Below are 23478 nucleotides of genomic sequence, written 5' to 3'. Positions count from 1 at the left end.
CCTCCTGCTTCGTGATCCCGGAAACCACGTAGCGGTTATCCGGGATCACGGCGGCCGGGGTTCCCGGCCCTTCGCTTCGCTGCGGCCGGGATGACAGTACAGGGGCAAGGGCCGGGGCCGGGGACGGGGACGGGGACGGGGACGGGGACGGGGACGGGGACGGTGACGGGGACGGGGACGGGGACACTCCAGAAAGGCCCGGATTAAAGCGACCTGCGGCGGGCTATTTGCGCCCCTGGACGATCCCCCTGACTGGCTGACCCTCGTGGCTAATCAGGAACAATCTTTCTCTGTGCACCCTAGGGGGCACAATCGCCCGGATCCTTAGCCCGTTCTTCGTGCCTTCGTGCGCTTCGTGGTGAAGAAAGGTGTTGTCAGCGCCCGCCAAAGTGGGGGATCAGGCGGCCGGGCAGCAGGTGGACCAGGATGAAGCCCAGCATCGCGGCGACCACGATGGTCGGGCCGGTCGGGGTGTCGTACTGGAAGGAGCCCCACAGCCCGGCCCCCACGGCCAGCATGCCGATGATGCCGGCGAGGATCGCCATCTGCTCGGGGGTGGCCGCAAAGCGCCGGGCACTGGCCGCCGGGATGATCATCAGCGCCGTGATCAGCAGCACGCCGACCACCTGCATCGCCGCCGCGATCACCAGCGCGATCAACAGCATCAGGCCCAGCCGTACCAGGAGTACCGGAACGCCCTCCACCTGCGCCAGTTCCTCGTGCACCGTCAGCGCCAATAGCGGACGCCACAGCAGGATCAGCAGCAGCAGGGCCACACCCCCGCCGATGGCGATGGACAGCAGGTCCCCGGTGCCGACCGCGAGGATGTCGCCGAACAAATAGGCCATCAGGTCCACCCGCAGCCCCTCGATAAAGGTGACGGCGACGATCCCCAGCGACAATGAACTGTGCGCGAGAATCCCGAGCAGGGTGTCCGAGGCCAGTTCCTGCCGCCGCTGCAGCAGTACCAGCAGGATGGCGATGGCCACGCACACGATCGTGACCATCAGGTTCAGGTTCAGCCCCAGGAGTACCCCGAGGGCGACGCCCAGCAGCGCCGAATGCGACACGGTATCGCCGAAATAGGCCATGCGGCGCCAGACCACGAAGGCCCCCAGCGGGCCCGCGACGGCGGCCACCATCAGCCCCGCCAGGAGGGCACGAATCAGGAAATCGTCGAGCAGGCCATCCATCATCGGGAATCGCCCCCGGGACCGGGCCGGTGGGCATGGCCGCAGCCGGCGTGATGTTCGTGTACATCCCCGGCCACATCGTGCACGTGGTCGTGATCGTGCCGGTAGACCCCGATCCCCTGCATGTCCGTCTCCGGGAACAGACGCTGGTACTCGGGATGCCGCGATACCTCCTCCGGCCGGCCGGTGCAGCACACATGCTGGTTCAGGCAGATCACCGCATCGGCCCCGGCCATCACCAGGTGCAGGTCATGCGACACCATCAGCACCCCGCAGCCGGTCTCGTGGCGGATGTCATCGATCAGCTTGAACACCTCGCCCTGGCCGACAATATCCACCCCCTGGGCGGGCTCGTCCAGCACCAGCAGGTTCGGGCGATTGAGCAGGGCGCGCGCCAGCAGCACCCGCTGCATCTCGCCGCCGGAAAGCGACTGCACCGGCTTGTGCAGCAGATGCGGCACGCCGACCCGCTCCAGGCCTTCGCGCAGGACGGCCTCCGGGGCCCGCTGGCGCAGCGTCAGAAAACGCCGCACCGACAATGGCAGCACCGGCTCGATCTGCAGGCGCTGCGGCATGTAGCCGATGCGCAGCCCGCGCCGGCGTTGTACCCGGCCCTGTCCCGGCTTCCACAGTCCCAGCAGCACTCGCAACAGCGAGGTCTTGCCCGCCCCGTTGGGGCCGATCACCACGGTCACCTCGGCCGGCCGCACCTGGACCGAGACATGATCCAGGATCACCCGCCCGCCGCGTTCCAGCGAGACGTCGCGGGCGGCCAGCAACGGCGAGGCGTCCGTCGCCGGTTGCGCGTGCGGGGAAGGGGTTTCGCGATTCATATTGGTATACTATAACGTTATTGAATCCGATGGAGAATCCGCCCATGCGCTCTGCTGCCCGCCGCCCGACCTTCCTCGCCCTGCTCCTGGCCCTGGCGTTTCTGGTGACGGTGGCCATGCCCGCGCAGGCCGACAGCCCGCGCATCGTCGCATCGATTCTACCGATTCACAGCCTGGTTGCCGCGCTGGCCGGCGACACCCACGAGGTGGAACTGCTGGTGCCGGCCAGCGCATCGCCCCACGGCTATTCCATGCGTCCCTCCGAGGCACGGCGCCTGCAGCAGGCCGACCTGGTGGTCTGGGTCGGTCCGGAGCTCGAGGGCTTTCTGGAGCGCTCGCTGCACGGGATCGCCGACCGCGCGACGGTCATCAGCCTGATGCACGACCTCGATCTCGATCTTCTGGAGGGCCGCACCGGGGGCGTATGGGAAGGCCATCATGACCACGGCGACGATGGCGGCCATGGGCATGACGATCATCCCCACGACGATCACAACGGACACGCGGACCACGCACACGACCATGACGCGCACGACCACGATGCTCACGGCTCGGATAATCATGGACACGCCGCGCATGACGACGGGCACGGGCATGCACATGGCGATTACGACAGCCACCTGTGGCTGTCGCCGGGCGTCGCACGGGCCATCGTCGAACAGCTTGCGGAGCGCCTCGCGGAACTCGATCCGGAACAGGCCGCAACGATCCGGGACAACCGGGACGGCCTGCTCCAGCGCATCGACGAGATGGACGCCAGGATCGCCGAGCAACTGGCGCCGGTACGCGACCAGCGCTTCATGGTGTTTCACGACGCCTACCAGTACTTCGAGCAGCACTATGGCCTGAACGCGGCCGGCTCCATCAGCGTCGATCCCTCGCGCATGCCCGGGGCCCGCCGGCTGTCCGAACTACGCGGCCGTCTGGCACAGGGCGATGTCGCCTGCCTGTTCACCGAACCGCAGTTTCGCCCGGCGCTGGCGGAAACCGTGGCCGAGGGTACCGGGACCCGGCTCGGCATGCTCGATCCAATCGGCGCGGAGCTGGAGCCTGGCCCCGATGCCTGGTTCCTGCTGATGCAGGGTATGGCGGACGGCTTCACCGACTGCATGGCACATAACGGCTCCTGACGGACACGCGGCCCCACCTCCGGACGCTGCGCATCGCCGCCCCACCTTCCTGTGCCGTCACCCCGGAAACCGCGTAGCGGTTATCCGGGATCTCCCACGCCGGGACAGCCCCCGAGGCCGGATATCCCGGCTCTGCGCTTCGCTTCGGCCGGGGTAACCAAAGGGAAAAGGCCCGGATGCCCACCGCGGTCAGAGCAGGATCAGCCCCCACACCAGCGCCGCCAGGAGGAAGCTGACCAGCACCGCGGCCGAGGCCATGTCCTTGGCGCGCGCCGACAGCGGATGGCGTTCGTCGCCAAACCGGTCGATTGCCGCCTCCACCGCCGAGTTCAGCAGTTCCACCACCAGGATCAACAAGGCACTGCCGACCAGCAGAGCCCGCTCCACCCCGCTCTCGCCCAACCAGATCGCCAGCGGCAGCAATACCGCGAGCAACGCCAGCTCCTGACGAAACGCCGACTCGTGCTGATACGCCTCGCGCAGCCCGCGCCAGGAATACCCGAAGGCATGCAGCACCCGGCCCAGACCGCGTCGGCCACTATGCGCCACCCGGATTCCCCTCGGTGCGCCCCGTCATGCGGCGGGCGGCGGCGCCACGGCCACCCGGTTGCGGCCCTCGCGCTTGGCGCGGTAGAGCGCCTCGTCGACCCGCCGCAGCAGCTCACCGCGGGGCTCGCCGGGGTGAAACGCCGCCACCCCGAGGCTGACCGTGACCCTGCCTACGCCCGGGAAGGCATGCCCGGCCACCCGCGCCCGGATCAACTCCGCCACCCGTGCGCCGGCCTCCGCCGGGTCGCCCGGAAGCAGGACCATGAACTCCTCGCCCCCCCAGCGCCCGAGCACATCCGCGCCACGCAGGCGTTCGCCCGCCACGCGGGTCACCTCCTGCAACACCACATCCCCGGCGGCATGACCATAGGTGTCGTTGACCTTCTTGAAGTGATCGAGGTCGAACATCACCAGCGAGAATCCCTGTCCGTAGCGTTCGGCGCGCTCGACTTCGCGATCCAGCAGGCTTTCGAAATAGCGCCGATTCGCAACACCGGTCAGTCGGTCATAGAAGGCCTGACGCTCGAGTTCCGCCTGGTTGCGTTCCAGCTCTTGCTGGGTGGCCTTCAGCGCGGTGATGTCGACCGCCGTTCCGGCCACCCGGGTCACCCGACCCTCTGTGTCCGCAATCGGGTAACGGCGGACCCGAACCCAGCGCTGCTCCCCGTCCGGGCGCAGAATTCGAAAGGTCTCGTCGGCCGTTCCGTCCCCGAAAGCCCCGGAAAGAAACACCGCCTCCACCCGGGCACGGTCCTCCGGATGCACGGCCTCCAGCATCTCGGTCCGGTCGCGGTACAGGTGCTCGCGGCTGTACCCCCAGACCCGTTCGTAGGCCGGATTGACGTACAAAATCGAATGCTCGTCCTGCAGCCAGAAGACCTCGTTCACGGACCCGGCCAGCTGACGGAAACGCGCCTCGCTCTCGCGCAGGGCCTCTTCCACGGCCTTGCGTTGCGAGAGATCACGCAGGATGGTCGAGATTTGCCGCACCTGCCCCTGGCCATCGTGGCGAACCATGATGACCTGGGACACCGGCACTTCGTGGCCTTCGCCATCCAGCACGACAGTCTCGCCCTGCCAGATGCCCTCGCGCATCGCCACCGGGACCGCCTCCTGCAGGATATGGTCCGCGGCCCAGGGCGGATGGAACCGCCGGACCGTGGTCTCCAGGGAACCCACCTCCGTCGGCAGGCTTCGGGTATTCCAGCCGGTTTCGGGGTCCCACGGCTCTCCGGAGGCCGGTGGCAGACCGAACAATGCACGCCCGCCCGCATTCAGGAACAGCATGTTCCCGTCCGGCCCGTGCATGCCGACCACATCGGGGGTGAACTCCAGGATGCCGACCAGCCGGCGCAGGTTCTCCTCCAGCGCGCGGCGGTCGGTCACGTCCTGCACCGTCCCGATCAGGCGTCGGGGCTTGCCGCCGCCATCGCGCTCGACCGCGCCGCGCGTGTGGACCACGCGCTCACGGCCATCGGGCCGCAGGACCCGGAAATGAATGTCGTACTCCCCGGTCTCCAGCGCCGCCTCCACCGTGGCGGCCACGCGATCCCGGTCGTCCGGGTGCACGGCCTGCAAGAAGCCCGCATAGTTCGCCTCCCAATCCTCCCGCCGCAGGCCGAAGATACGATAGACCTCGTCCGACCAGCGCGTGCGATCCTCCTGGATCGTCCAGACCCAGCTCCCCACGTGCGCGATGCGCTGCGCCGCGGCCAGTTCCTCGCCACGCTCACGCAGGGCCTCCTCCATCGCCACCTGCTCGGTGATGTCGATCATCACCCCGTGCCAGACCATACTGCCGTCCGCTCGCAGGACTTGCGGCGTCGCGCGGCCCTCGACCCAGACCGTCCCGCGTAACGGATGGCGGACGCGGAAACGCACCTGCCAGGGCCCCAGCAAGCGCGCCGACTCCTGGATGCTGGCCTGGATACGCGGGAGGTCGTCGGGGTTCACCCGAGCGAAGGCCGCATCGGCGTCCTCCTGGATCTCGTCAGGGGACAACCCGTACACCCGCTGGACGCCTTCGCTGACGAACGGGAAGGCGTGGCGTCCGTCCGGATACAACCGATACTGGTAGATCGCCCCGGGCAGGTGGCTGGTTGCCTTGGTCAGACGCGCCTCGCGCTCATGCCGGGCGGTCTGGTCCTGGAACGAGACCACGGCGCCGTCGACCCGGCCGGATACGTCGAACGTGGGTGCGGTAAAGACGCTCACCGGAAACAGGATCCCGTCGGCGCGCACGAAGTGATCGTCCCAGGAGTCCAGCGGTTTTCCGGTATCGAGGACACGGCGGATCGGGCAGGCCTCGGGTGGATAGGGGGTCCCGTCCACCAGCGTGTGATGGTTGGTCGAATGCGCATCCCGTCCCAGAGCATCGCCTTCGCCCTCGAAACCCAGCAGACGACAGGCCGCCGGATTCAGGAAGGTATAGCGACCATAGCGATCCAGCCCAAAGACCCCTTCGGCCAGACTGCCCAGCAAGCGCGTCTGGAACGCCTCGGCCGCGCGCAATTCAGTGACATCCTCGATCACGCCATCGAACACATGCCGACCATCCCCATCCTCGGTCCGGTACGCGGTGATCCGGGCACGAAACGGGCGTCCCCGCAGTGTCCTTAGATCCAACTCGCGACCGACAACCCGCCCGTAGGCCTTGAGGTCGCGACTGAAGGCCTCGCGCTCGACCGGATCGCGGTAGAGCTCGTGGACCGGCGTCGAACGCAGTTCGGTCTCGGTTTCCGCCTCGAACAGCTCCACCATGGCCGGATTGAGCCGCACAAAGCGGCCCTCTGGCCCCGGGGTATTACGGTAGACACCCACCGGAAGCCGACCAAACGCGATTCCGTAGAACTCCAACTCCTGCTCGTAGCGCCGGGTCTCCGAGACATCGTGAATGATCGAGTAGAGATATTGGGTCCCGTCCAGCACCACCGGGCCGGAATACACCTCGACATCGCGGATCTCGCCCCCGCAGATGCGGTGGCGAAAACGGAAGAAGCGGCGTTCCTCGCGAGCCGCCCGCTCCATCTCGGTGCGCACGTCGTCCGCCGAGAGCGTGTTGATGTCCTGGATGCACATGGCCTTCAACGCCTCGGCCGAATAGCCGTAGAACGCCACTGCGGCCGGATTGGCATCGACGATCCCGCCATCCTCGGGGTTGATCAGCAGCTTCGGGGCGGTATTGGCGGTAAAGATCTGCTCGTAGACCTGGGCGGCGGAATCGCCTTGCGCCTGGCGCTGCACGGTGGCGAGCCGCCCGTCCGGGTCGGGCGCCAGCGCCAGCGTGCAGGCAACCGCCTTCGCGTCCTCGACGTGCGGCGCCCTGAGCGAAAGCTCCAGGGTCACTTCGGCCGAGCCGGAGCGTGCGAGGGCGTCCATCAACGCCTTGTGCTGCCCCTGCGGCACACACTCGGCCAGCCGCACACCATCGAAGTCATCCGCCGCGCAGCCCAGCCATTCCGCCAGGCGCGCATTGGCCGCATGAATGCGGCCACTGGCCTCCAGAAACACCAGCCCCACGGCGGCCCGGTGGAACAAGCCCGTGCCTGCATGCTCCGCAGGATCCATCAAGCCTCCCCCAGGAGTTTGGCCGTGGCCGTCAATCCTGCCATACGACCCGATTGCGCCCCGAGTGCTTGGCCCGGTACATCGCATCGTCCGCACGCTTGATCCAGTCCTTGATCGCCTCGCCACGACAACACTCCGCCACCCCCAGACTGATGGTCACCTGCCCGACCCGGGGCAGATCCAGCGCGGCCACCTGCCGGCGCAGATCCTCGGCCAGGCGGCAGGCATCTTCGGCCCGGGTACTGGGCAGCATGACCATGAATTCCTCGCCACCCCAACGGCCCAGAACATCGGACTGGCGCAGGCGTTCGCCGGCCGTCGCCACCACCCGGCGCAGGACCTCGTCGCCGATGTCGTGGCCATGGGTGTCGTTGATCCGCTTGAAGTGGTCCAGGTCCAGCATCACCAGCGAACAGGGGTCTGCATAGCGCTCCGCCCGCCGGGCCTCCTGCTCCAGCAATGCCTCGAAATGGCCCCGATTGGCGGCATCGGTCAGCGTGTCGTAGAAGGCCTGATATTCCAGTGCAGCCTCCAGCTCCTTCTGCCGCGAGATGTCGTGGAACATGGCGATGTAGTACTCGATCACGCCGCTGGCATCCCGGATCGCAGTCACGATCTCGTGCAGGGGGAAGATCCGGCCATCCTTGCGCCGGTTCCACACCTCGCCGGACCAGTGGCCGTTTTCACGCACGGACTGGAACATCTCCTCATAAAAGCCGCGGTCCTGACGGCCCGAATTCATGATGCGCGGATTCTGGCCCACCGCGTCTTCCTCGGTGAATCCCGTGAGGTCGGCAAAGGTCGCGTTGACGCGCTGGATCGTACCCTCGACATCGGTGATGAAGATCGCCTGACTGCTGTCGAAGGTCGCCGCCAGCAGACGCTGCTCCTGCTCCAGATGATGGCGTTCGGTGATGTCCTGGACCGTGCCGATCATCCGCTGGACGCGTCCAGCGGCATCGAACTCTACATAACCGCGTTCGTGCACCACGCGCACGTCGCCGTCCGGGCGCAGAACCCGGTGCACGATATCAAGCGCCCCGTCCCCACCCAGCGAGGCATCCACCTCGGCCTGGACCTGTTCGCGATCGCCCGGATGCACCGCATGCATAAAGGCCTCGTGCGTCCCGCCCCATTCACCGCGGGACATCCCGAAAATCCGGAAGACCTCGTCCGACCAGCGAACCTCGTTGCGGACAAAGTCCGACACCCAGTTGCCGATATGCGCGATGCGCTGGGCCTCGGCCAGCTCGCGCTCGCGCAGATGCAGGACCTCTTCGGCCTGCACCCGTTCGGTGATGTCCAGGATCACCCCGAACCAGAGCACACTGCCATCCTCCAGTGCCTCGGGACTGGCATGCCCTTCCACCCAGATCTCGCCGCGCTCGGGGTGGCGCACGCGATAGCGCTGACGCCACGATTCCAGGCAGCGCATGGAGGCCTCGATACTGGCGGCGACCCGCTCGACATCATCCGGGTGGATCACGTCGAAAACGCGGCGGGCATCGAGCATTACGGCCTCGGGCGTCACGCCGTACACATCGGCCATGCCCTCACTGGCATACGGGAACGACGCCCGGCCATCCGGGTACTGGCGGTACTGGTAGATCACCCCGGGCAGGTTGTGCGCAATCTTTTCCAGATGCCGCTCGGTCTCCTCCCGCGCCCCCACGTCCTGGAAGGCACCCACCAGTTCGACGACCGCGCCCTGACCGTCGCGGATCGCGGTCACCTGATCCTCCAGCCATTGCCAGTGCCCGCTGGGCATGCGCTGGCGATAGCTCAGGCGACAGAATCCGCGCGCGCCATCGGCCAGCCAGCGCTTCACCTGGCCGGCGCAACGCTGGTAATCCTCGCGAGCCAGGTGGGCCTGCAACCAGTCCGGCTGGCCGGTAACCTGCTCTGGCGCCCAGCCAGTGACGGCCTGCACGTTGGGGCTGAGCCAGGTCATGGTGCCGAAGTCCGAGGGGTCCATGGTGTAGATCACGGCCGGACTGGCGCGCAGCAGGGTCTCGGTACGCTGCTCCGTCTCCTTGCGCACGCCAATATCGGCGACTGCCACGAGCAGGGCCTCGGGGCAGTCCTCGGTGGCCGGGATCCGGCTAACCGCCAACTCCACCCAGTGCGCCTGATCGGTGGCATCCAGCAGACGCGCCTCGAAGCTGCTGGTGCTGCAATCCCCGTTCAACAGGACGTGACGCCGCGCCGCGCAACGCTCGCGGTCGTCCGGGCACACGTAGTCTTGCAGGATCGCGTCCGCCAGATCCGCCGGATCACAGGCCAGCAAGGCGCCCAGGCGGGGATTGGCGCGCAGGATGCGCCCCTCGGTATCCATCTCGGCCAGCCCCACCGGCGCATGCTCGAACAGCGCCGCATAGCCGTGGATGGCACAAATCTCGCTCATTGGGTTCCTTGTCCGTCTGCGTCTCTCTTTGCAGAGACTTCGTCAAAGACACGCCCGGCGTGTCTTCTGCCCTCGGACCTGGCGGTGGATTGGTAGACTGAGTCCAGAAACCTACCAGATAACCAGTCCGGTTTCCGCTTGACCCCACAATAAGGCGTTTACTGCCCTGCAAAACGGAAACGCCCCCGACAAGCGGGGGCGTTACAGGACGAACCAGGAAGCCCGGGGCGGGTCCCCGGGAATCCCGTCAGCCGTGCGTACCGGTGCGCGGCGCGCTGGCGTCCCCGTCCTCGGCGGGCTGGAACACGACATCCAGCGCCTTGGCGGCGGCCACTTCGTTGAAGCGCCGGTTCGGTAGCGTGTGTGGCGCGCCCTTGATCGTGTCCATGTCGTTCTCCGACTCGGCCAAGATGCAGGCCATCGCCTCGACGAAGCCGTCCAGGGTCTCTTTCGACTCGGTCTCGGTCGGCTCTACCAGCAGGCACTCCGGCACCAGCAGCGGGAAGTAAGTGGTCGGCGCATGGTAGCCGTGGTCGAGCAGGCGCTTGGCCACATCGCCCGCAGTCAGTCCACGTTCCTTGGCCTGCTTCTTCATGGTCACGATGAACTCGTGCGTGGCACGGCGCTTGGGATAGGCCAGGTCGAACCCGGCCGCGGCCAGTTCGCGCGCCAGGTAGTTGGCATTCAGGGTCGAGAATTCGGAGACCCGCACCATGCCCTCGCGGCCCAGCATGCGCATGTAGATATAGGCCCGCAGGAGCACACCGGCGTTCCCGGCAAAGGCGGACAGGCGCCCGATGCTCTGCGGACGATCGGTTTCCTCGGCAAAGCGGTAGCCGCCCTGCTCGGCTTCGATCACGTGCGGGATCGGCATGAACGGCAGCAGCCGTTCGGCCACGCCCACGGCACCGGAACCCGGTCCACCGCCACCATGCGGCGTGGAGAAGGTCTTGTGCAGGTTCATGTGGATCACATCGAAGCCCATGTCGCCCGGGCGCACCTTGCCGAGGATCGCGTTCAGGTTGGCACCGTCGTAGTACAGCAGGCCGCCGGCCTCGTGCACGATGCCGGCAATCTGCTTGATGCGCCGTTCGAACACGCCCACAGTGGACGGATTGGTCAGCATGATCCCGGCGGTGTGCGGACCCACGGCCGCCTTCAGGGCCTCGATATCCACGTCACCGGTATCGTCGGTGGGGATCTCGCGCACCTCGTAGCCGCACATGATCGCGGTCGCCGGGTTGGTGCCGTGGGCGGCATCCGGCACGATGATCTCGCGGCGCTCGGTATCGCCGCGGGAATCGTGGTAGGCGCGGATCATGGCCACACCGGTGTACTCGCCCTGGGCACCCGCCATCGGCGCCAGCGACACGGCCTTCATGCCGGTCACTTCCTTCAGCATCTCCTGCAATTCGAACATCGTCTGCAGGAAGCCCTGGCTGTGGCTGGCCGGAGCAAGCGGATGCCGGTTCAGGAACCCGGGCAGCATCGCGAGGCTGTTACAGGCGCGCGGGTTGTACTTCATCGTGCACGAGCCTAGCGGGTAGAACTCGGTGTCGATGGAGAAGTTCTTCTGCGACAACCGCGTGTAGTGCCGCACCACGTCCAGTTCCGAGGCCGCCGGCAGACCCGGCGCGGACTTGCGCTGCAGGTTCGCCGGGATGCGGGTCGCGGCGTGGTCGCGCGGCGCCTGGGCCACGGCCGAGCGGCCGGCGCGGGAACGTTCGAAGATCAGATTGGCTTCAGTGGTGCTCATAGCGGTTTCTCGCTTGCGTATTCGGGTGACGGCGACCGGGCACAGGCCCGGCCACCGGCGGCACGGAGGGACTCCGGCCGATTACTGGGTCGGGCTCAGGTTGGCCCGATCATCCAGGGCCGCGAACGCGGCGTCGTAGTCCGGCTCGTCGCCGATCTCGGAGACCAGCTGGGCGTGCATCACCAGGTTGTCGGTATCCAGCACGACCACACCGCGCGCGGTGATCCCGGCCAGCGGGCCGTCCTGGATCAGCACGCCGTAGTCCTGGGCGAAGTTGCGATCGCGCATCATCGACAGCACGGTCACGCGTTCCAGGTTCTCGGCGGCGCAGAAGCGGCTCATCGCGAACGGCAGGTCGGCGGAGACGATCAGGATCTCGAGATCCGGACGGCTGGCGACCATCTCGTTGAACTTCTTGGTGGAGTCGGCGCAGACCGGGGTATCCAGGCTGGGCACGATGGAGATCAGCTTGCGCTTGTCGCCGAAGTCGGCCAGTGAGACATCCTGCAGATCCTTGTTGGTCAGCTTGAAGTCCGGGGCCGGCGAGCCCACGTGCGGCAGATCGCCGTTGGTGTTGATCGGATTACCTTGCAGCTTGATTTCGGCCATGGTTGCCTCCCGGCTTGATGTGTATGGCGCTTGGTGTCGTTGACCGTGGGAAGCCGAACCGCCTCAGGCGGCCTGCTCCCAAGTGGTCACGTACTGCTCCAGGTCGGATTCGGTCTTGGTCTCGGTGGCGCAGGCGAGCACGCAGCCATCCAGCTGCGGATAGTCCCGGCTCAGCTCGAGGCCCGCCAGCACGCCGGCATCGGCCATGGTCTGCACGCGGGTCGCGGCATCGCCGCCGAAGTCCAGCGCGACTTCGTGGAAGTACTCGCCGGTAAAGCGCGGCTTGATGCCCTTGGCGGCCAGTTTTTCCACCAGCGCATGGGTGTTGGCGTAGCAGGCCTCGGCCACGCGGGTCAGGCCCTCGTCACCCAGCAGCGACATATGGATCGTCGACGCCGTCACCACCAGGCCCTGGTTGGTGCAGATGTTCGAGGTCGCCTTGGAGCGGCGGATATGCTGCTCGCGCGCCTGCAGGGTCAGCACGAAACCAGGCTTGCCGTCGGCGTCCTCGGCACGGCCGACTATGCGCCCCGGCATCTGCCGGATATGCTTTTTCAGCGTGGTCATGAAGCCGTAGTACGGCCCGCCGGACGACAGCGGCGCACCCAGCGGCTGGCCCTCGCCGACCACGATGTCCACGCCATTGGCGCCCCACTCGCCCGGCGGCTTTAGCAGCGCCAGCGAGACCGGGTTCACCACGGCGATAACCGGGATGCCGCGTTCTTCGGCCCACCCGGTCAGGGCATCCACGTCTTCCAGGATGCCGAAGAAGTTGGGCTGGCTGATCACCATGGCGGTGACGTCGTCGTCCGCAAACGGCGCCAGCACCTCCACCGGGGTCTGGCCGGTGGTTTCGTCGAACGGCAGTTCGACCAGTTCGATGCCCTGGTTGCCGATCAGCGTCTTCACCACCTTCCGATAGTCCGGGTGCAGCGCCCCCGGCAGCAGCACGCGCTTGGCCTTGGAGCGGCGATTCACGCGCACCGCCATCAGCACGGCCTCGGCCAGGGCGGAGGCCCCGTCATACAGGGAGGCGTTGGAGACCTCCATCCCGGTCAGGCGGCTGATCATCGTCTGGTATTCGTAGATCAGCTGCAGCGTGCCCTGGCTGGCCTCCGCCTGGTACGGCGTGTAGGCGCTGTAGAACTCGCCGCGCGTAGCGATCTGCCACACGGCGGCCGGGATGTGGTGCTCGTAGGCACCGGCCCCGATGAAATTCGATGGCATGCCGTCCTTCGCAGCCCGCTCCTGCATCAGGCGGGTGATGCCCATCTCGCTCTCGCCCTCGGGGATCCCCGTGAGTGGCGGCGCACGCAGGTCGGCGGGAATCTCGTCGAACAGGTCCTCGACGGATTCGGCGCCAATGCTGTCGAGCATGGCACGGATGTCTTCTTCGGTATGCGGGATAAACGGCATGTCAGGTCTCGCTTTCGCCGATTGCGGCGAAGTTCGGTTGGGTCCCGGCCGGACGCGGCCGGGACCGGTGATACGCGGCTACGCTCAGGATTCCGCCTCGACGTGCGCGGTATAGGCATCCGCGTCCATCAGCGCATCCAGCTGGCCGGCATCGGACGGCTCCACCTTGAACAGCCAGCCATCCTCGAAGGGCGACTCGTTGACCTTCTCGGGGCTGTCGGCCAGGTCCTCGTTGACCGCGGTCACCTCACCGGAGATCGGCGCATAGATATCCGAGGCGGCCTTGACCGATTCCACGGTGGCGCAAGCCGTGCCGGCCTCGATGGTGCTGCCCGCTTCCGGGGCCTCGACAAACACCAGATCGCCCAGCAGTTCCTGCGCGTGATCGGTAATGCCCACGGTCACGCTGCCGTCAGCCTCGCTGCGCACCCACTCGTGGCTTTTGGTGTACTTCAGGTCCTTCGGTGCTTCGCTCATGACATCTTCCTTTTGCTTGTTAGATCCCGCCTGCGCAGTGTAGTCCGGTGCACGCGGGATGAGGCAATCCTCGCTTCAGTTTTTCGGCAGATCGATCTGCGGCTCGCCGTTGCGGACGAACACCGGCTTGACCACGCGCACCGGCAGCTTGCGGCCGCGGATGTCCGCGTGCAGCTGCTCGGCCTCGACCCCGGCCGGGATACGCGCGAACGCGACCGACACGCCCAGACTGGGCGCGAAACTGCCGGAGGTGACCACGCCGTCGCCGGCCTCGGTTTCGATGCGGGTGCCGCCACGCAGCACCCCGCGACCATCCAGCACCAGCCCCACCATGCGTTCCTTCACGCCCTCGGCCTTCGACTGCTCGATCGGCGCGCGGCCGATGAAGTCGCGCTCGGCATCCTTCAGCGCGATGGTCCAGCCCAGGTTGGCGGTCAGCGGATTGGTCTGGTCGTCCATGTCCGTGCCGTAGAGATTCATGCCGGCCTCCAGGCGCAGGGTGTCGCGCGCGCCGAGGCCGATGGGGTGCACGCCGGCATCCTTCAGCTTTTCCCAGAGATCGTCGGCCTCATCAGCCGGCAGCATCACCTCGAAGCCGTCTTCGCCGGTGTAGCCCGTGCGGGCGACAAACCACTTGTCATTCCAGACCGCGGAAAACGGCTTGAGATCCCCCGCATTGCGCAGATCGGCCGGCAACAGCGGCAGGGTCTTCTCTACCGCCTGCGGGCCCTGAATCGCAATCAGGGCGAACTCCGGGCGCGGCTCCACGTTCACGTCGAAGTCCTTCGCGACCGCCTGCATGTGAGCGATGTCGCCCTCGGCCGTCGCGGCATTGACCACCGCGCGGTAGGTATCGCCACCGGTCCAGTAGATGATCAGGTCGTCGATCACGCCGCCGGCCTCGTTCAGCATGCAGCTGTACAGCGCGCGACCCTCGGTCTTCAGCTTGGCCACGTCGTTGGCTAGCAGATAGCGCAGGAAGGCCTGGGCCTGCGGGCCGTGGATATCCACGACCTGCATGTGCGAGACATCGAACATGCCGGCGGATTCGCGCACCCGCTTGTGCTCCTCCATCTGGGAGCCGTAATGCAGCGGCATCTCCCAACCGGCGAAATCGACCAGCTTGGCCCCCGCGCGCTGATGCGCGGCATGGAGCGGAGTTGTCTTCAACGTCGTCATCTAGTTCTCGCCTTGCTTGCGTGTCGTGGTCGGCTCGCCGGCATCCGCCGGTGGAACCGCGAGGCCCGGCCGCCGCGCTCCGGGCATAAAAAAAGGGGCGGCCGGCAGAATGAATCTGCCAGCCGCCCCTCTGTCCTGAAACCTGAGAGTTTGCGTCGCGTCAGCCCGTTGTCGGACTGCGTGACCGCCCCCTTCGGTGGGCCGTTTCCGGCCGCTCTCCAGAGTGTGTCTCCTGCACCGTTCCGGTCCTGTAGCCTGAGCGATTCCGGGCGGATGTTGCGCCTTCGGCGTCTGCCAATCGACTGGCGATCGCAGATCTCTTCCAGAACGGTGTGCGGGCATTGTCGGGCGCCCACAGACGAAAGTAATTGTAGACCAAAATACCCTCGCTGCGAAAGCCCGGACGGGCCGCGCCACTATTCCGACGCCCCGGCCTGCCCCCTCACACATCCAGAAAGCCCCGTCATTGCGAGGAGCGCAGCGACGAAGCAACCTCCTTACGAAACCAGCGGATGCTGACGCTCTGCCAGCTTTCGGAGGTTACTCGCTGCGCTCGCCCTTCGGGCCGGCCTGCGGCCGTTCAACGCGCTGCGCGCTTTTGTGCCGCGTCGCCTTCGGCTCCTCGCAATGACGGTGCCAGTGGCGACCATTGTGCGCGGTGCCCTACAACGCCATGTCGATCGCGAGGAGGACGACGAAGCCGACCAGGACCCCCACCGTGGCCTGAGCCTCGTGGCCCTTGCGGTGCGACTCGGGGATGATCTCGTGACTGATCACGAACAGCATCGCGCCGGCCGCGAACGCCAGCCCCCAGGGCAGCAGAAACTCCATCAGCGTGATCGCACCGGCCCCGATCAGGCCGCCGAGCGGCTGCACCAGCCCGGTCAGCAAGGTCACCCCGAATGCCGCCCACTTGCTGTAGCCCAGCGACAGCAGGGCGATGGCGACCACCAGCCCCTCGGGCATATTCTGCAGCCCGATCCCGATGGCCAGCGCAATCCCGTCGCTCACGTCATCGCCGCCGAAGCCGACCCCCACCGCCAGGCCTTCCGGCAGGTTGTGCAGTGCGATTGCAAAGATAAACAACCATACGCGACGGATCTTCTGCGGGTCGGCACCGCTTTGCGGCCCGATGAAGAAGTGCTCGTGTGGCACCAGCTTGTGCAGCGCCAGCAATGCACCGCCACCCAGCCCGATCCCCACCGCGAGCACGACAATGGCCATGCCCACGCCGCCGTACTGCGCTTCCGCCTGCTCCACCGAGGGCAGCACCAGCTCGAAGGCCGTGGCCGACAGCATCACCCCGGCGCCGAAACCCATCATTGCATCCTCGACCGACTGGCTGATGCGGCGCAGGAAGAAGATCGGGATCGCCCCCACCGCGGTCATCAGACCGGCGACGAAACTCGCCAGCAAGCCGATCTGCAGCGTGTTCAGATCGGCAATGCGCTCTTCCAGAATCGGCCACAGCAGGCTGATCAGCCAGATGAAGACCGCCAGTGCGATCAGCGATCCGACGAGGAAGATCCGGGGTACCGGTTTGCCGTGATCCGGCTCGGAAACGGCGGGAGAGGGTTCGGTCATGCGTCGTCCTTGAGAGTCGAAGCCGCCATTGAAACAGGGTCCATCGCGGCGTTCCACAGACGCGCCCAATGGCCGGGTTCGACAAAAGCTATCGTCAACACCCGTTGTGCGCGGTAGAGTTTTCAGCCAAAGCCGCTCCGGACCACAAGGACCCACCGATGCTCGACACCATCGACCAGTTCCTCGGCGACACCGCCGGCCTGCTTTGGGGCAACCCGCTCACCCTGATCCTGCTGCTGGGCACCGGGCTCTACCTCACCATTCGCCTGGGGCTGGTCCAGGTCGTCGCATTCCGCGAGGGCTGGCGCGCCCTGCGCGGGTCAGATGGACGCGGCGGCGGCACCGGGCAGATCTCGCCATTCCAGGCGCTGTCGACCGCGCTGTCCGGCACCATCGGTACCGGGAACATCGCCGGCGTGGCCACGGCCATCGCGCTGGGCGGCCCCGGGGCGCTGTTCTGGATGTGGGTGACGGCCTTCTTCGGCATGGCCACCAAGTTCGCCGAGACCACCCTGGCCGTTCGCTACCGCGAGATCGCCCCGGACGGCAGCATCGCCGGCGGGCCAATGTTCACCCTGCTCCACGGCCTCAAGATGAAGAAGCTGGCCATCCTGTTCGCCGTCTTCACCCTGATCGCCTCGTTCGGCATCGGCAACATGGTGCAGGCCAACTCGGTGGTCGACGGCCTGACCTTCATCGTGCCGGATCTGCGCGCCGACGACGACATCATGGGCTGGATGGCCCTGATCATCGGCCTGACCATGGCCGTGCTGGTGGCGCTGGTGATCATCGGCGGTGTGAAGCGCATCGCCATGATCGCCTCGACCATCGTCCCGTTCATGGCCGTGATCTACATGCTGGGCGCCTTCGTGGTGATCGCCGCCAACATCGAGGCCGTCCCGGCCGCGATCGGGACCATCCTGAATCTCGCGCTCAACCCCTGGGCCGCCGGCGGCGGTGCCATCGGCCTCGCCATTCAGTACGGCGTCGCGCGCGGCATGTTCTCCAACGAGGCGGGCCTGGGCTCCTCGGCCATGGCGCATGCCGCGGCCAAGAACGGCGACCCGCCGCGCGAGGGCTCGGTGGCCATGCTCGAGCCGTTCATCGACACCATCGTGGTCTGCACCCTGACCGGCCTGGCCATTGTCGTCACCGGGGCCTATATCGACCGCGCCGACGACGTGGTCGGTGCCTCGCTGACCGCCACCGCCTTCAGCTCCACGCTGGGTCCGTTCGGCGCCATGGTAGTCGGCATCAGCCTGATGCTGTTCGCCTTCTCCACCATGATCGCCTGGTCCTACTACGGCGACCGCTCGGCCTACTTCCTGTTCGGCGAACGCGCGGTGATGCCCTACCGCGTCGTGTTCGTCATCCTCATCGTGATCGGCGCGACCATCCCGCTGGGCGTGGTCTGGAACTTCTCCGACATCGCCAACATCCTGATGGCCGCACCCAACCTGATCGCGCTGATCCTGCTGGCCGGCCTGGTCAAGAAGCTGCGCGACGACTACGTGGCGCATCGCCCGATGCCGGATCGCCATGAGGGATGAGCACAGCTTTGCGGGCGGTCCATCCGACCCGTTCGCACAGGGCCCCGCACGTCCGGACGCGGCCATGCTGGTGCGCGAGGTCGAAGGCGCCCTCGCGGAGGATCTGGGCCCCGATGGTGTCGACGGCGACCTGACCGCCGCCCTGGTCCCGGCTGAACGGGTGGCGCGCGCCACGCTGCTATTGAAGGAAAGCGCGATCGTTTGTGGCCAGCCCTGGTTCGACCGGGTGTTCGCCAGCCTCGCGCCGGAGACCCGGATCGACTGGCAGGTAGCCGAAGGCACCCACGTGGAAGTGGACGACGCACCGCGCGTGATCGCCACCCTGGAAGGCCCCGCACGGGCCGTTCTGGCGGCCGAACGCGCGGCCCTCAACCTGCTCCAGACCCTCTCCGGAACGGCCACCGAGACCGCCCGCTGGGTCGCCCGCCTGGAGGGTACGGACAGCCGCATCCTCGATACCCGCAAGACCCTCCCGGGCCTGCGCCACGGGCAGAAGTACGCCGTGCGCTGCGGCGGGGGCCACAACCATCGCCTCGCCCTGTGGGATGCCGTGCTGATCAAGGAAAACCACATCGCCGCCTGCGGCTCCATCGCGGCCGCGGTGGAACGAGCCCGTACCCTGGGCGCCGGGCGCTGGGTAGAGGTCGAGACGGAGAACCTCGACGAGGTCGATCAGGCCCTGGCCGCCGGGGCCGACGTGATCATGCTCGACGAGCTGTCGATGGCAGATCTGGCCACGGCCGTGCAGCGCATTCGCGGCCGCGCGATCTCCGAGGCCTCCGGCGGGGTCACACCGGATACCCTTGCGGCCATCGCCGCCACCGGCGTGGACTACATCTCGGTCGGCGCGCTGACCAAGCACCTCCACGCCATCGACTACTCCCTGCGCCTGGACTAGCCCGCGGCTTTCGCGTTGCAATCCCGGCGATTACTGCGCGCCGTTCACCGCCTGGGGCCGGGCCTGGTTCATCCACTGGTGTTTAGGATGGCTTCGGTCCGCCGCCTGCCTGGTTGTGGCTGGCCACGGTTCGCCATCCGGTGTTTACGGTGGCTGCGTCCAGCCGCCTGCCACGCGCTGACTCGCCAGCGCACCGCGAGGTACTTCTTTGCTCGTGCAAAGAAGTACCCAAGAAACACGCCCGACTGCCGCGACCCCGGCCCGCTGTGCGGGCCGGGGTTTCCCTCGCTCCGAGGCTTTTCGCGGGCGGCGCTGAACTCGCTACGCTGCGCTTCGCTCAGACATCCAGCGCCTTTTCTCCCGCGAAAAGCCTCTCCACTCGGCGCGACGACAACGGGGAGGAAGGTCCAAACAACGGCTATCCCGGCGCTATGGCTAATGGATGATGGCTAGGCTTTCGGACATCTTCGGCACGCTCGGCCTTTGGCCGTTGCGTGCCGCGCCCGCGTAGCGGGCGCCGGGGCTGTTCGGGTGGCAGTGCCTATGGCTGGGCAGGAATGTCGGAGTAGCGTCGGTTTTGACTTTCTCCTCCCGTATGGAGCCCCTTGCGGAAGGGTTCTCGGGCCGGGAGAAGGCGCTGGATGTCTGAGCGAAGCCGAAGGCGCAGCGAGTTCAGCGCCGCCGGCCCGAGGGCCCTGGAGCAAGGTTCCCGGGCGAAATCCGGGTGCCCTTCTTTGGGTACTTTCTTGGGCAAGCAAGAAAGTACCTCGCGGTGCGCTCGCGAGAGAGCGCGTGGCAGGCGGCGGACCAGAGGCAAGTAAACACTGAGGATGAACCGGGACCAGCCTCTCGGGTCGGCGCCGGACAGAGCCCACCGTAAACACCCGAGGAAGAACCGGGCCCGGCCTGTGCGCCACGCAGCACACACCCCGAGTGCACCATGGGACCTGGAAGGACGGGAGGCTAGTTCTGCGACGCCGGCGGCATCTGGATGAAGCGTTCGCGGTACAGGCGCAGTTCGTCGATGGAATCGCGGATATCCTGCATGGCCTGGTGCGACGCGTTCTTGCGCAACTGCGCGATCACGTCCGGCGCCCAGCGTCGCGCCAGCTCCTTCAAGGTGGAGACATCCAGATTGCGGTAGTGGAAGTACTGCTCCAACTCCGGCATCAGGCGCGCCATGAAGCGCCGGTCCTGGCAGATGGAATTGCCACACATCGGCGAGGCCCCCTTCGGCACATACTGCGCCAGGAACTCCAGGGTCGCCTGCTCCGCATCGCGGGTGTCCGACGAGCTGTTGCGCACCCGTTCGATCAGCCCCGATGTTCCATGGGTGCGCTGGTTCCATTCGTCCATCCCCTCCAGCACCTCGGCCGGCTGGTACAGGGCGATGACTGGCCCTTCGGCCAGGATGTTAAGGTCCTTGTCGGTGACGATGGTCGCCACCTCCAGGATCCGGTCGGTTTGCGGCTCCAGACCGGTCATCTCGAGATCGATCCAGATCAGGTTTTCGGCATTCACGGCCATGTCGCGTACTCCTTCGCGGGGAGGCCGTCGTGTGACGACCACGGCCCTTTCATATGCCGCAGGAGTCTATCATCATGGTTGCGGGGCCTGTGGCCCCGGACTCCAACCCCCGTGATCAGGAGGGAACAATGCGACATACCAACGCACGTATTGCCGCCGGCACTGCCGCGCTGGCCCTGAGCCTTGGCGGCGCAAACATCGCGCTGGCGGATGACATCCGCATGGGACAGGAGCTGCACAGCGACAACTGCATCAGCTGTCACGCCGACATGGTCGGAGGCGATGGCTCCGACCTCTACACGCGATCGAACCGCATGGTCGGCTCGCACGACGAACTGGTGGCCCAGGTTAACAACTGCAATGTGAATCTCGGCACCAACTGGTTCGACGACGAGGTCAATGCCGTGGTCGCCTACCTCAACGCGGAGTACTACCAGTTCGATGACTGATCTGAAGACCAAGCACTGCCAGTCCTGCGAAGGCTTTACCAACCCGATGCCACGGGACGATGCCCAGCGCGCCCTGGGACAGCTGCACGACGCCTGGGGTATCGACGAGACCGGCAAGAGCATCCAGCGCAGCTTCAAGTTCAAGAACTTCCACGAGACCATGGCGTTCGTGAACGCCGTCGCCTGGATCGCGCATGGCGAGGATCATCACCCCGACATGGCGGTCGGCTTCAACCGCTGTGCGGTGGAGTTCTCGACCCATGCCATCGGCGGGCTGAGCGAGAATGACTTTATCTGTGCCGCGCGCGTCGATGCCCTGTTCGACTAGGCAGCCACAAGGAGCCCCGGCTTGACGCGGATCGCCCGGGTCTTCGCCCGCCACAACCAGATGGCCGACATCGCGGGGCCCGACGCGGCCCCGCGTCGGTTACGCCTGCACCGCCGCTTCCGCGACCTCGCCTGCGGCGACCTGGTCGAGCTGGATGCCACCGGCGACGAGGTGACCCGCCAGCTGGATCGCAACAACGTGCTCGTGCGTCGCGACGGCTTCGGCCGGCGCAAGGTCATCGCGGCCAATATCGACTGCGTGTGGATTGTGATCGCGCCGGAACCGGCACCCTCGCGCAACCTGATCGACCGCTTTCTGGTGGCAATCCTCAACCTGCCCGCCCGCCCCCGCCTGCTGATCAACAAGCAGGACGAGGGGCCCGCGGCCCGGCCCGAGTGGCTGGACGCCTACCGCCAGCTGGACCTGGATCCGCTATTCGTCAGCGCCAAAAGCGGGTTCGGACTGGACGACCTGGCGGCGGCTGCGGCCGGCCAGACCAACATCCTGGTCGGGCAGTCCGGTGTCGGAAAGTCCTCGCTGGTCGCCGCGCTGCTCGAGCAGTACGGGATCGTCGACGCGATCGCGCCAACCACGGGCGACCTGGCCGCCTCCGGCGAGGGACGCCACACCACGGTCACCGCCCAGTGGTTTCCACTGGCCAACGGCGGCGCCTGGATTGACTCGCCCGGCGTGCGCGATTTCACGCCCGAAATCCCGTCCCTGGACACCCTGGAGCGCGGCTTCCCGGACATCGCGGAGCGCGGTGATCAATGCCGCTTCCGTGACTGCCGCCACCAGAGCGAGCCCGGTTGTGCGGTACTGGCCGCGATCGAGGCCGGCGAACTCCCCGCCGCACGCCTGCAGGCCTGGCACGCCCTCGCCGCCGAGATCCCCGCCCAGAACCGCGCGCGCGGGTAACTTTTCCTCGACGAAGCACACGAAGAACACCCAGGGTTACAAAGCGATTAACGGGAAGGGGAAGCCTGGACGAAGAAAGGCATTGGAAACCGCGTGTTCGGTGGCGCCCCGCAACGATCCGTGCGAGTCAGAGAATTCCAGTCGGAATTTCTTCCAACCTCCCAATGCCCTGTGAATCGCTTTTCCGGCCCTTCTTCGTGCCTTCGTGTACGTCGTGGTTGCACCAGACGAACTCGGAGAGCCCGCACGGTGGCGTGCAGTGAGAGTTGCGGCGGAACGTGTGGCAGGTGTCGCGGCCGGGGGGACCGGGATCAGAAGGTCAGGCCCATCTCGACGCCGATGACCGAGGAGGCCGGCTCGCGGCTCACGCCTTCAAACTCGAGGCGATCGGCCAGCCAGTTATCCGCGGAGTTCAGCGAATAGTCGTCGTAGTACAGGCTCAGGGACAGCTCGGACTGGTTCTGCAGACGCAGGCGGCCATCCAGGCTCAGGTAACCGGCGGTGCGGCCCGTCTCGCGACTGCGATCACCGTAGCCGAAGCCCAGATCCCGATCCTCGCTGGACAGGGGCTGGCGCACGCCCACCCGGAACTGGCTGTCGAAACGCCCGGAGGCGAAGGTCGGCCCGAAACTGAAATCGGTGAAGTACGCGGTGGACTCACCGGCCGGCCCGAGTTCGTTCCAGTCCGGACGCGTCTCCATGCCCACCCCAAGATTCAGGCCGTAACCGAAGCCCCCACCCAGTTCCTGGTGATAGCCACCCACCGCCTCGAACAGGCGTGTCCCGCCTAAGGCATTGTCGGCCTCGTCCAGGGCCGAGGCATCGCCGGTACTGCGCACCGACAGGCGGTAGCGCGATTCGGTGTCGCGACCCGTTTCCGGCTCGTCGCGCAACGTCACCCCCGCCCCACCGATCCCCTGGGTCTGGGGTGGCGTAACCAACGAGTAACGGTCGGCGGCGCTGGCAGCGCCCGTGCCCAGTGCGAGACCCGCAACCACCAGCGAAGCCACGAACCAGCCCGAGCGCCACGCGCGCGCACGAAGCGGCCGCAGGCATTGTGCCTGCGGCCGCTTCAGGGCTGCACCGTTCGATCCTTGTCGCGTCACACCAG

19 protein-coding genes, 1 pseudogene and 2 riboswitches are annotated in these 23478 nt (G+C 66.7%); of the genes and pseudogenes, 7 read left to right on the top strand and 13 right to left on the bottom strand.

The window, feature by feature from the left end:
• Window positions 1–374: 374 nt before the first annotated feature.
• The gene (gene znuB, locus F792_RS0109445; protein ID WP_026305946.1) at window positions 375–1196 is read right to left on the bottom strand and encodes a zinc ABC transporter permease subunit ZnuB; all 822 of its coding nucleotides are present in this window, start codon (window positions 1194–1196) and stop codon (window positions 375–377) included.
• The gene (znuC, locus tag F792_RS0109440) at window positions 1193–2026 is read right to left on the bottom strand and encodes a zinc ABC transporter ATP-binding protein ZnuC (RefSeq protein WP_018146126.1); all 834 of its coding nucleotides are present in this window, start codon (window positions 2024–2026) and stop codon (window positions 1193–1195) included. Before znuC ends, znuB begins: the two co-directional genes overlap by 4 nt.
• Before the next feature lie 44 nt (window positions 2027–2070).
• On the opposite strand from znuC, the gene znuA reads away from it, so the two are divergent.
• Window positions 2071–3156 carry a zinc ABC transporter substrate-binding protein ZnuA gene (gene znuA / locus F792_RS0109435; RefSeq protein WP_018169379.1) on the top strand — a complete coding sequence of 362 codons (1086 nt, stop codon included), beginning with the start codon at window positions 2071–2073 and terminating at the stop codon, window positions 3154–3156.
• A 189-nt stretch (window positions 3157–3345) separates the two neighbouring features.
• On the opposite strand, the gene F792_RS0109430 is transcribed toward znuA, so the two are convergent.
• The 9 genes from F792_RS0109430 to F792_RS0109390 form a co-directional block, all read right to left on the bottom strand.
• Complete coding sequence (locus tag F792_RS0109430) at window positions 3346–3705, bottom strand: diacylglycerol kinase (RefSeq protein WP_018169378.1); 360 nt, start codon at window positions 3703–3705, stop codon at window positions 3346–3348.
• A gap of 24 nt (window positions 3706–3729) precedes the next feature.
• Window positions 3730–7272, bottom strand: a complete 3543-nt coding sequence (locus F792_RS0109425) for a PAS domain S-box protein (RefSeq protein ID WP_018169377.1) — start codon at window positions 7270–7272, stop codon at window positions 3730–3732.
• Between the two features lie 31 nt (window positions 7273–7303).
• On the bottom strand, window positions 7304–9676 hold the full coding sequence (locus F792_RS0109420; RefSeq protein ID WP_018169376.1) for a PAS domain S-box protein: 2373 nt from the start codon (window positions 9674–9676) through the stop codon (window positions 7304–7306).
• Between the two features lie 247 nt (window positions 9677–9923).
• On the bottom strand, window positions 9924–11432 hold the full coding sequence (gene gcvPB, locus F792_RS0109415) for an aminomethyl-transferring glycine dehydrogenase subunit GcvPB (protein WP_018169375.1): 1509 nt from the start codon (window positions 11430–11432) through the stop codon (window positions 9924–9926).
• Between the two features lie 81 nt (window positions 11433–11513).
• Window positions 11514–12041, bottom strand: a complete 528-nt coding sequence (gene tpx, locus F792_RS0109410) for a thiol peroxidase (RefSeq protein ID WP_018146132.1) — start codon at window positions 12039–12041, stop codon at window positions 11514–11516.
• 63 nt (window positions 12042–12104) lie between these two features.
• The gene (gcvPA, locus tag F792_RS0109405) at window positions 12105–13457 is read right to left on the bottom strand and encodes an aminomethyl-transferring glycine dehydrogenase subunit GcvPA (RefSeq protein WP_018169374.1); all 1353 of its coding nucleotides are present in this window, start codon (window positions 13455–13457) and stop codon (window positions 12105–12107) included.
• A gap of 84 nt (window positions 13458–13541) precedes the next feature.
• Window positions 13542–13934, bottom strand: coding sequence for a glycine cleavage system protein GcvH (gcvH, locus tag F792_RS0109400; protein ID WP_018169373.1), 393 nt, complete (start codon window positions 13932–13934; stop codon window positions 13542–13544).
• A gap of 75 nt (window positions 13935–14009) precedes the next feature.
• Entirely contained in the window at window positions 14010–15113 is a 1104-nt protein-coding gene (gene gcvT / locus F792_RS0109395; RefSeq protein ID WP_018169372.1) for a glycine cleavage system aminomethyltransferase GcvT, read from the bottom strand.
• Between the two features lie 120 nt (window positions 15114–15233).
• Window positions 15234–15345: riboswitch (glycine riboswitch) on the bottom strand.
• A gap of 1 nt (window position 15346) precedes the next feature.
• Window positions 15347–15448: riboswitch (glycine riboswitch) on the bottom strand.
• A 328-nt stretch (window positions 15449–15776) separates the two neighbouring features.
• Window positions 15777–16697, bottom strand: a complete 921-nt coding sequence (locus F792_RS0109390; protein ID WP_018169371.1) for a ZIP family metal transporter — start codon at window positions 16695–16697, stop codon at window positions 15777–15779.
• Between the two features lie 158 nt (window positions 16698–16855).
• Between F792_RS0109390 and F792_RS0109385 the strand changes: the two genes are divergently transcribed.
• The 3 genes and pseudogenes from F792_RS0109385 (at window position 16856) to F792_RS15005 (ending at window position 19794) form a co-directional block, all read left to right on the top strand.
• On the top strand, window positions 16856–18247 hold the full coding sequence (locus F792_RS0109385; protein WP_018169370.1) for a sodium:alanine symporter family protein: 1392 nt from the start codon (window positions 16856–16858) through the stop codon (window positions 18245–18247).
• A 64-nt stretch (window positions 18248–18311) separates the two neighbouring features.
• Window positions 18312–19145, top strand: a complete 834-nt coding sequence (gene nadC / locus F792_RS0109380; protein WP_018169369.1) for a carboxylating nicotinate-nucleotide diphosphorylase — start codon at window positions 18312–18314, stop codon at window positions 19143–19145.
• A 442-nt stretch (window positions 19146–19587) separates the two neighbouring features.
• Window positions 19588–19794: pseudogene (locus F792_RS15005) on the top strand (hypothetical protein).
• Window positions 19795–20108: 314 nt separating this feature from the next.
• Here the strand turns inward: F792_RS15005 and orn are convergent.
• Complete coding sequence (gene orn, locus F792_RS0109375; RefSeq protein ID WP_018169368.1) at window positions 20109–20672, bottom strand: oligoribonuclease; 564 nt, start codon at window positions 20670–20672, stop codon at window positions 20109–20111.
• Window positions 20673–20800: 128 nt separating this feature from the next.
• Here orn and F792_RS0109370 point away from each other — a divergent pair, with 128 nt between their 5' ends.
• From F792_RS0109370 to rsgA, 3 genes are read left to right on the top strand one after another with little or no spacing between them, the layout of a single operon-like run.
• Window positions 20801–21121, top strand: a complete 321-nt coding sequence (locus F792_RS0109370) for a cytochrome c (protein ID WP_018169367.1) — start codon at window positions 20801–20803, stop codon at window positions 21119–21121.
• Window positions 21114–21449 (top strand): 4a-hydroxytetrahydrobiopterin dehydratase, encoded by a 336-nt coding sequence (locus tag F792_RS0109365; protein WP_018169366.1) that lies wholly within the window; start codon window positions 21114–21116, stop codon window positions 21447–21449. Before F792_RS0109370 ends, F792_RS0109365 begins: the two co-directional genes overlap by 8 nt.
• A 21-nt stretch (window positions 21450–21470) precedes the next feature.
• Window positions 21471–22367: a ribosome small subunit-dependent GTPase A gene (rsgA, locus tag F792_RS0109360; protein ID WP_018169365.1), complete on the top strand. Its 897-nt coding sequence runs from the start codon at window positions 21471–21473 to the stop codon at window positions 22365–22367.
• Window positions 22368–22678: 311 nt separating this feature from the next.
• On the opposite strand, the gene F792_RS0109355 is transcribed toward rsgA, so the two are convergent.
• Window positions 22679–23473, bottom strand: a complete 795-nt coding sequence (locus tag F792_RS0109355) for a hypothetical protein (RefSeq protein ID WP_018169364.1) — start codon at window positions 23471–23473, stop codon at window positions 22679–22681.
• Between the last annotated feature and the right edge of the window lie 5 nt (window positions 23474–23478).

The organism is Thioalkalivibrio sp. ALMg9, from assembly GCF_000380625.1.
Taxonomy (GTDB): Bacteria; Pseudomonadota; Gammaproteobacteria; order Ectothiorhodospirales; family Ectothiorhodospiraceae; genus Thioalkalivibrio; species Thioalkalivibrio versutus.
Note: the sequence above shows the minus strand (reverse complement) of the source record. Positions and strands in the feature narration are given on the sequence as shown.

Excerpts from the sequence above, each read along its gene's own strand:
- nadC (WP_018169369.1), top strand. The coding sequence starts at position 18,312 with ATGCTGGTGCGCGAGGTCGAAGGCGCCCTCGCGGAGGATCTGGGCCCC.
- F792_RS0109370 (WP_018169367.1), top strand. The coding sequence starts at position 20,801 with ATGCGACATACCAACGCACGTATTGCCGCCGGCACTGCCGCGCTGGCC.
- gcvT (WP_018169372.1), bottom strand. The coding sequence starts at position 15,113 with ATGACGACGTTGAAGACAACTCCGCTCCATGCCGCGCATCAGCGCGCG.
- F792_RS0109390 (WP_018169371.1), bottom strand. The coding sequence starts at position 16,697 with ATGACCGAACCCTCTCCCGCCGTTTCCGAGCCGGATCACGGCAAACCG.
- F792_RS0109420 (WP_018169376.1), bottom strand. The coding sequence starts at position 9,676 with ATGAGCGAGATTTGTGCCATCCACGGCTATGCGGCGCTGTTCGAGCAT.
- gcvH (WP_018169373.1), bottom strand. The coding sequence starts at position 13,934 with ATGAGCGAAGCACCGAAGGACCTGAAGTACACCAAAAGCCACGAGTGG.
- F792_RS0109385 (WP_018169370.1), top strand. The coding sequence starts at position 16,856 with ATGCTCGACACCATCGACCAGTTCCTCGGCGACACCGCCGGCCTGCTT.
- gcvPB (WP_018169375.1), bottom strand. The coding sequence starts at position 11,432 with ATGAGCACCACTGAAGCCAATCTGATCTTCGAACGTTCCCGCGCCGGC.
- znuA (WP_018169379.1), top strand. The coding sequence starts at position 2,071 with ATGCGCTCTGCTGCCCGCCGCCCGACCTTCCTCGCCCTGCTCCTGGCC.
- F792_RS0109425 (WP_018169377.1), bottom strand. The coding sequence starts at position 7,272 with ATGGATCCTGCGGAGCATGCAGGCACGGGCTTGTTCCACCGGGCCGCC.
- znuC (WP_018146126.1), bottom strand. The coding sequence starts at position 2,026 with ATGAATCGCGAAACCCCTTCCCCGCACGCGCAACCGGCGACGGACGCC.
- znuB (WP_026305946.1), bottom strand. The coding sequence starts at position 1,196 with ATGATGGATGGCCTGCTCGACGATTTCCTGATTCGTGCCCTCCTGGCG.
- tpx (WP_018146132.1), bottom strand. The coding sequence starts at position 12,041 with ATGGCCGAAATCAAGCTGCAAGGTAATCCGATCAACACCAACGGCGAT.
- orn (WP_018169368.1), bottom strand. The coding sequence starts at position 20,672 with ATGGCCGTGAATGCCGAAAACCTGATCTGGATCGATCTCGAGATGACC.
- gcvPA (WP_018169374.1), bottom strand. The coding sequence starts at position 13,457 with ATGCCGTTTATCCCGCATACCGAAGAAGACATCCGTGCCATGCTCGAC.
- F792_RS0109365 (WP_018169366.1), top strand. The coding sequence starts at position 21,114 with ATGACTGATCTGAAGACCAAGCACTGCCAGTCCTGCGAAGGCTTTACC.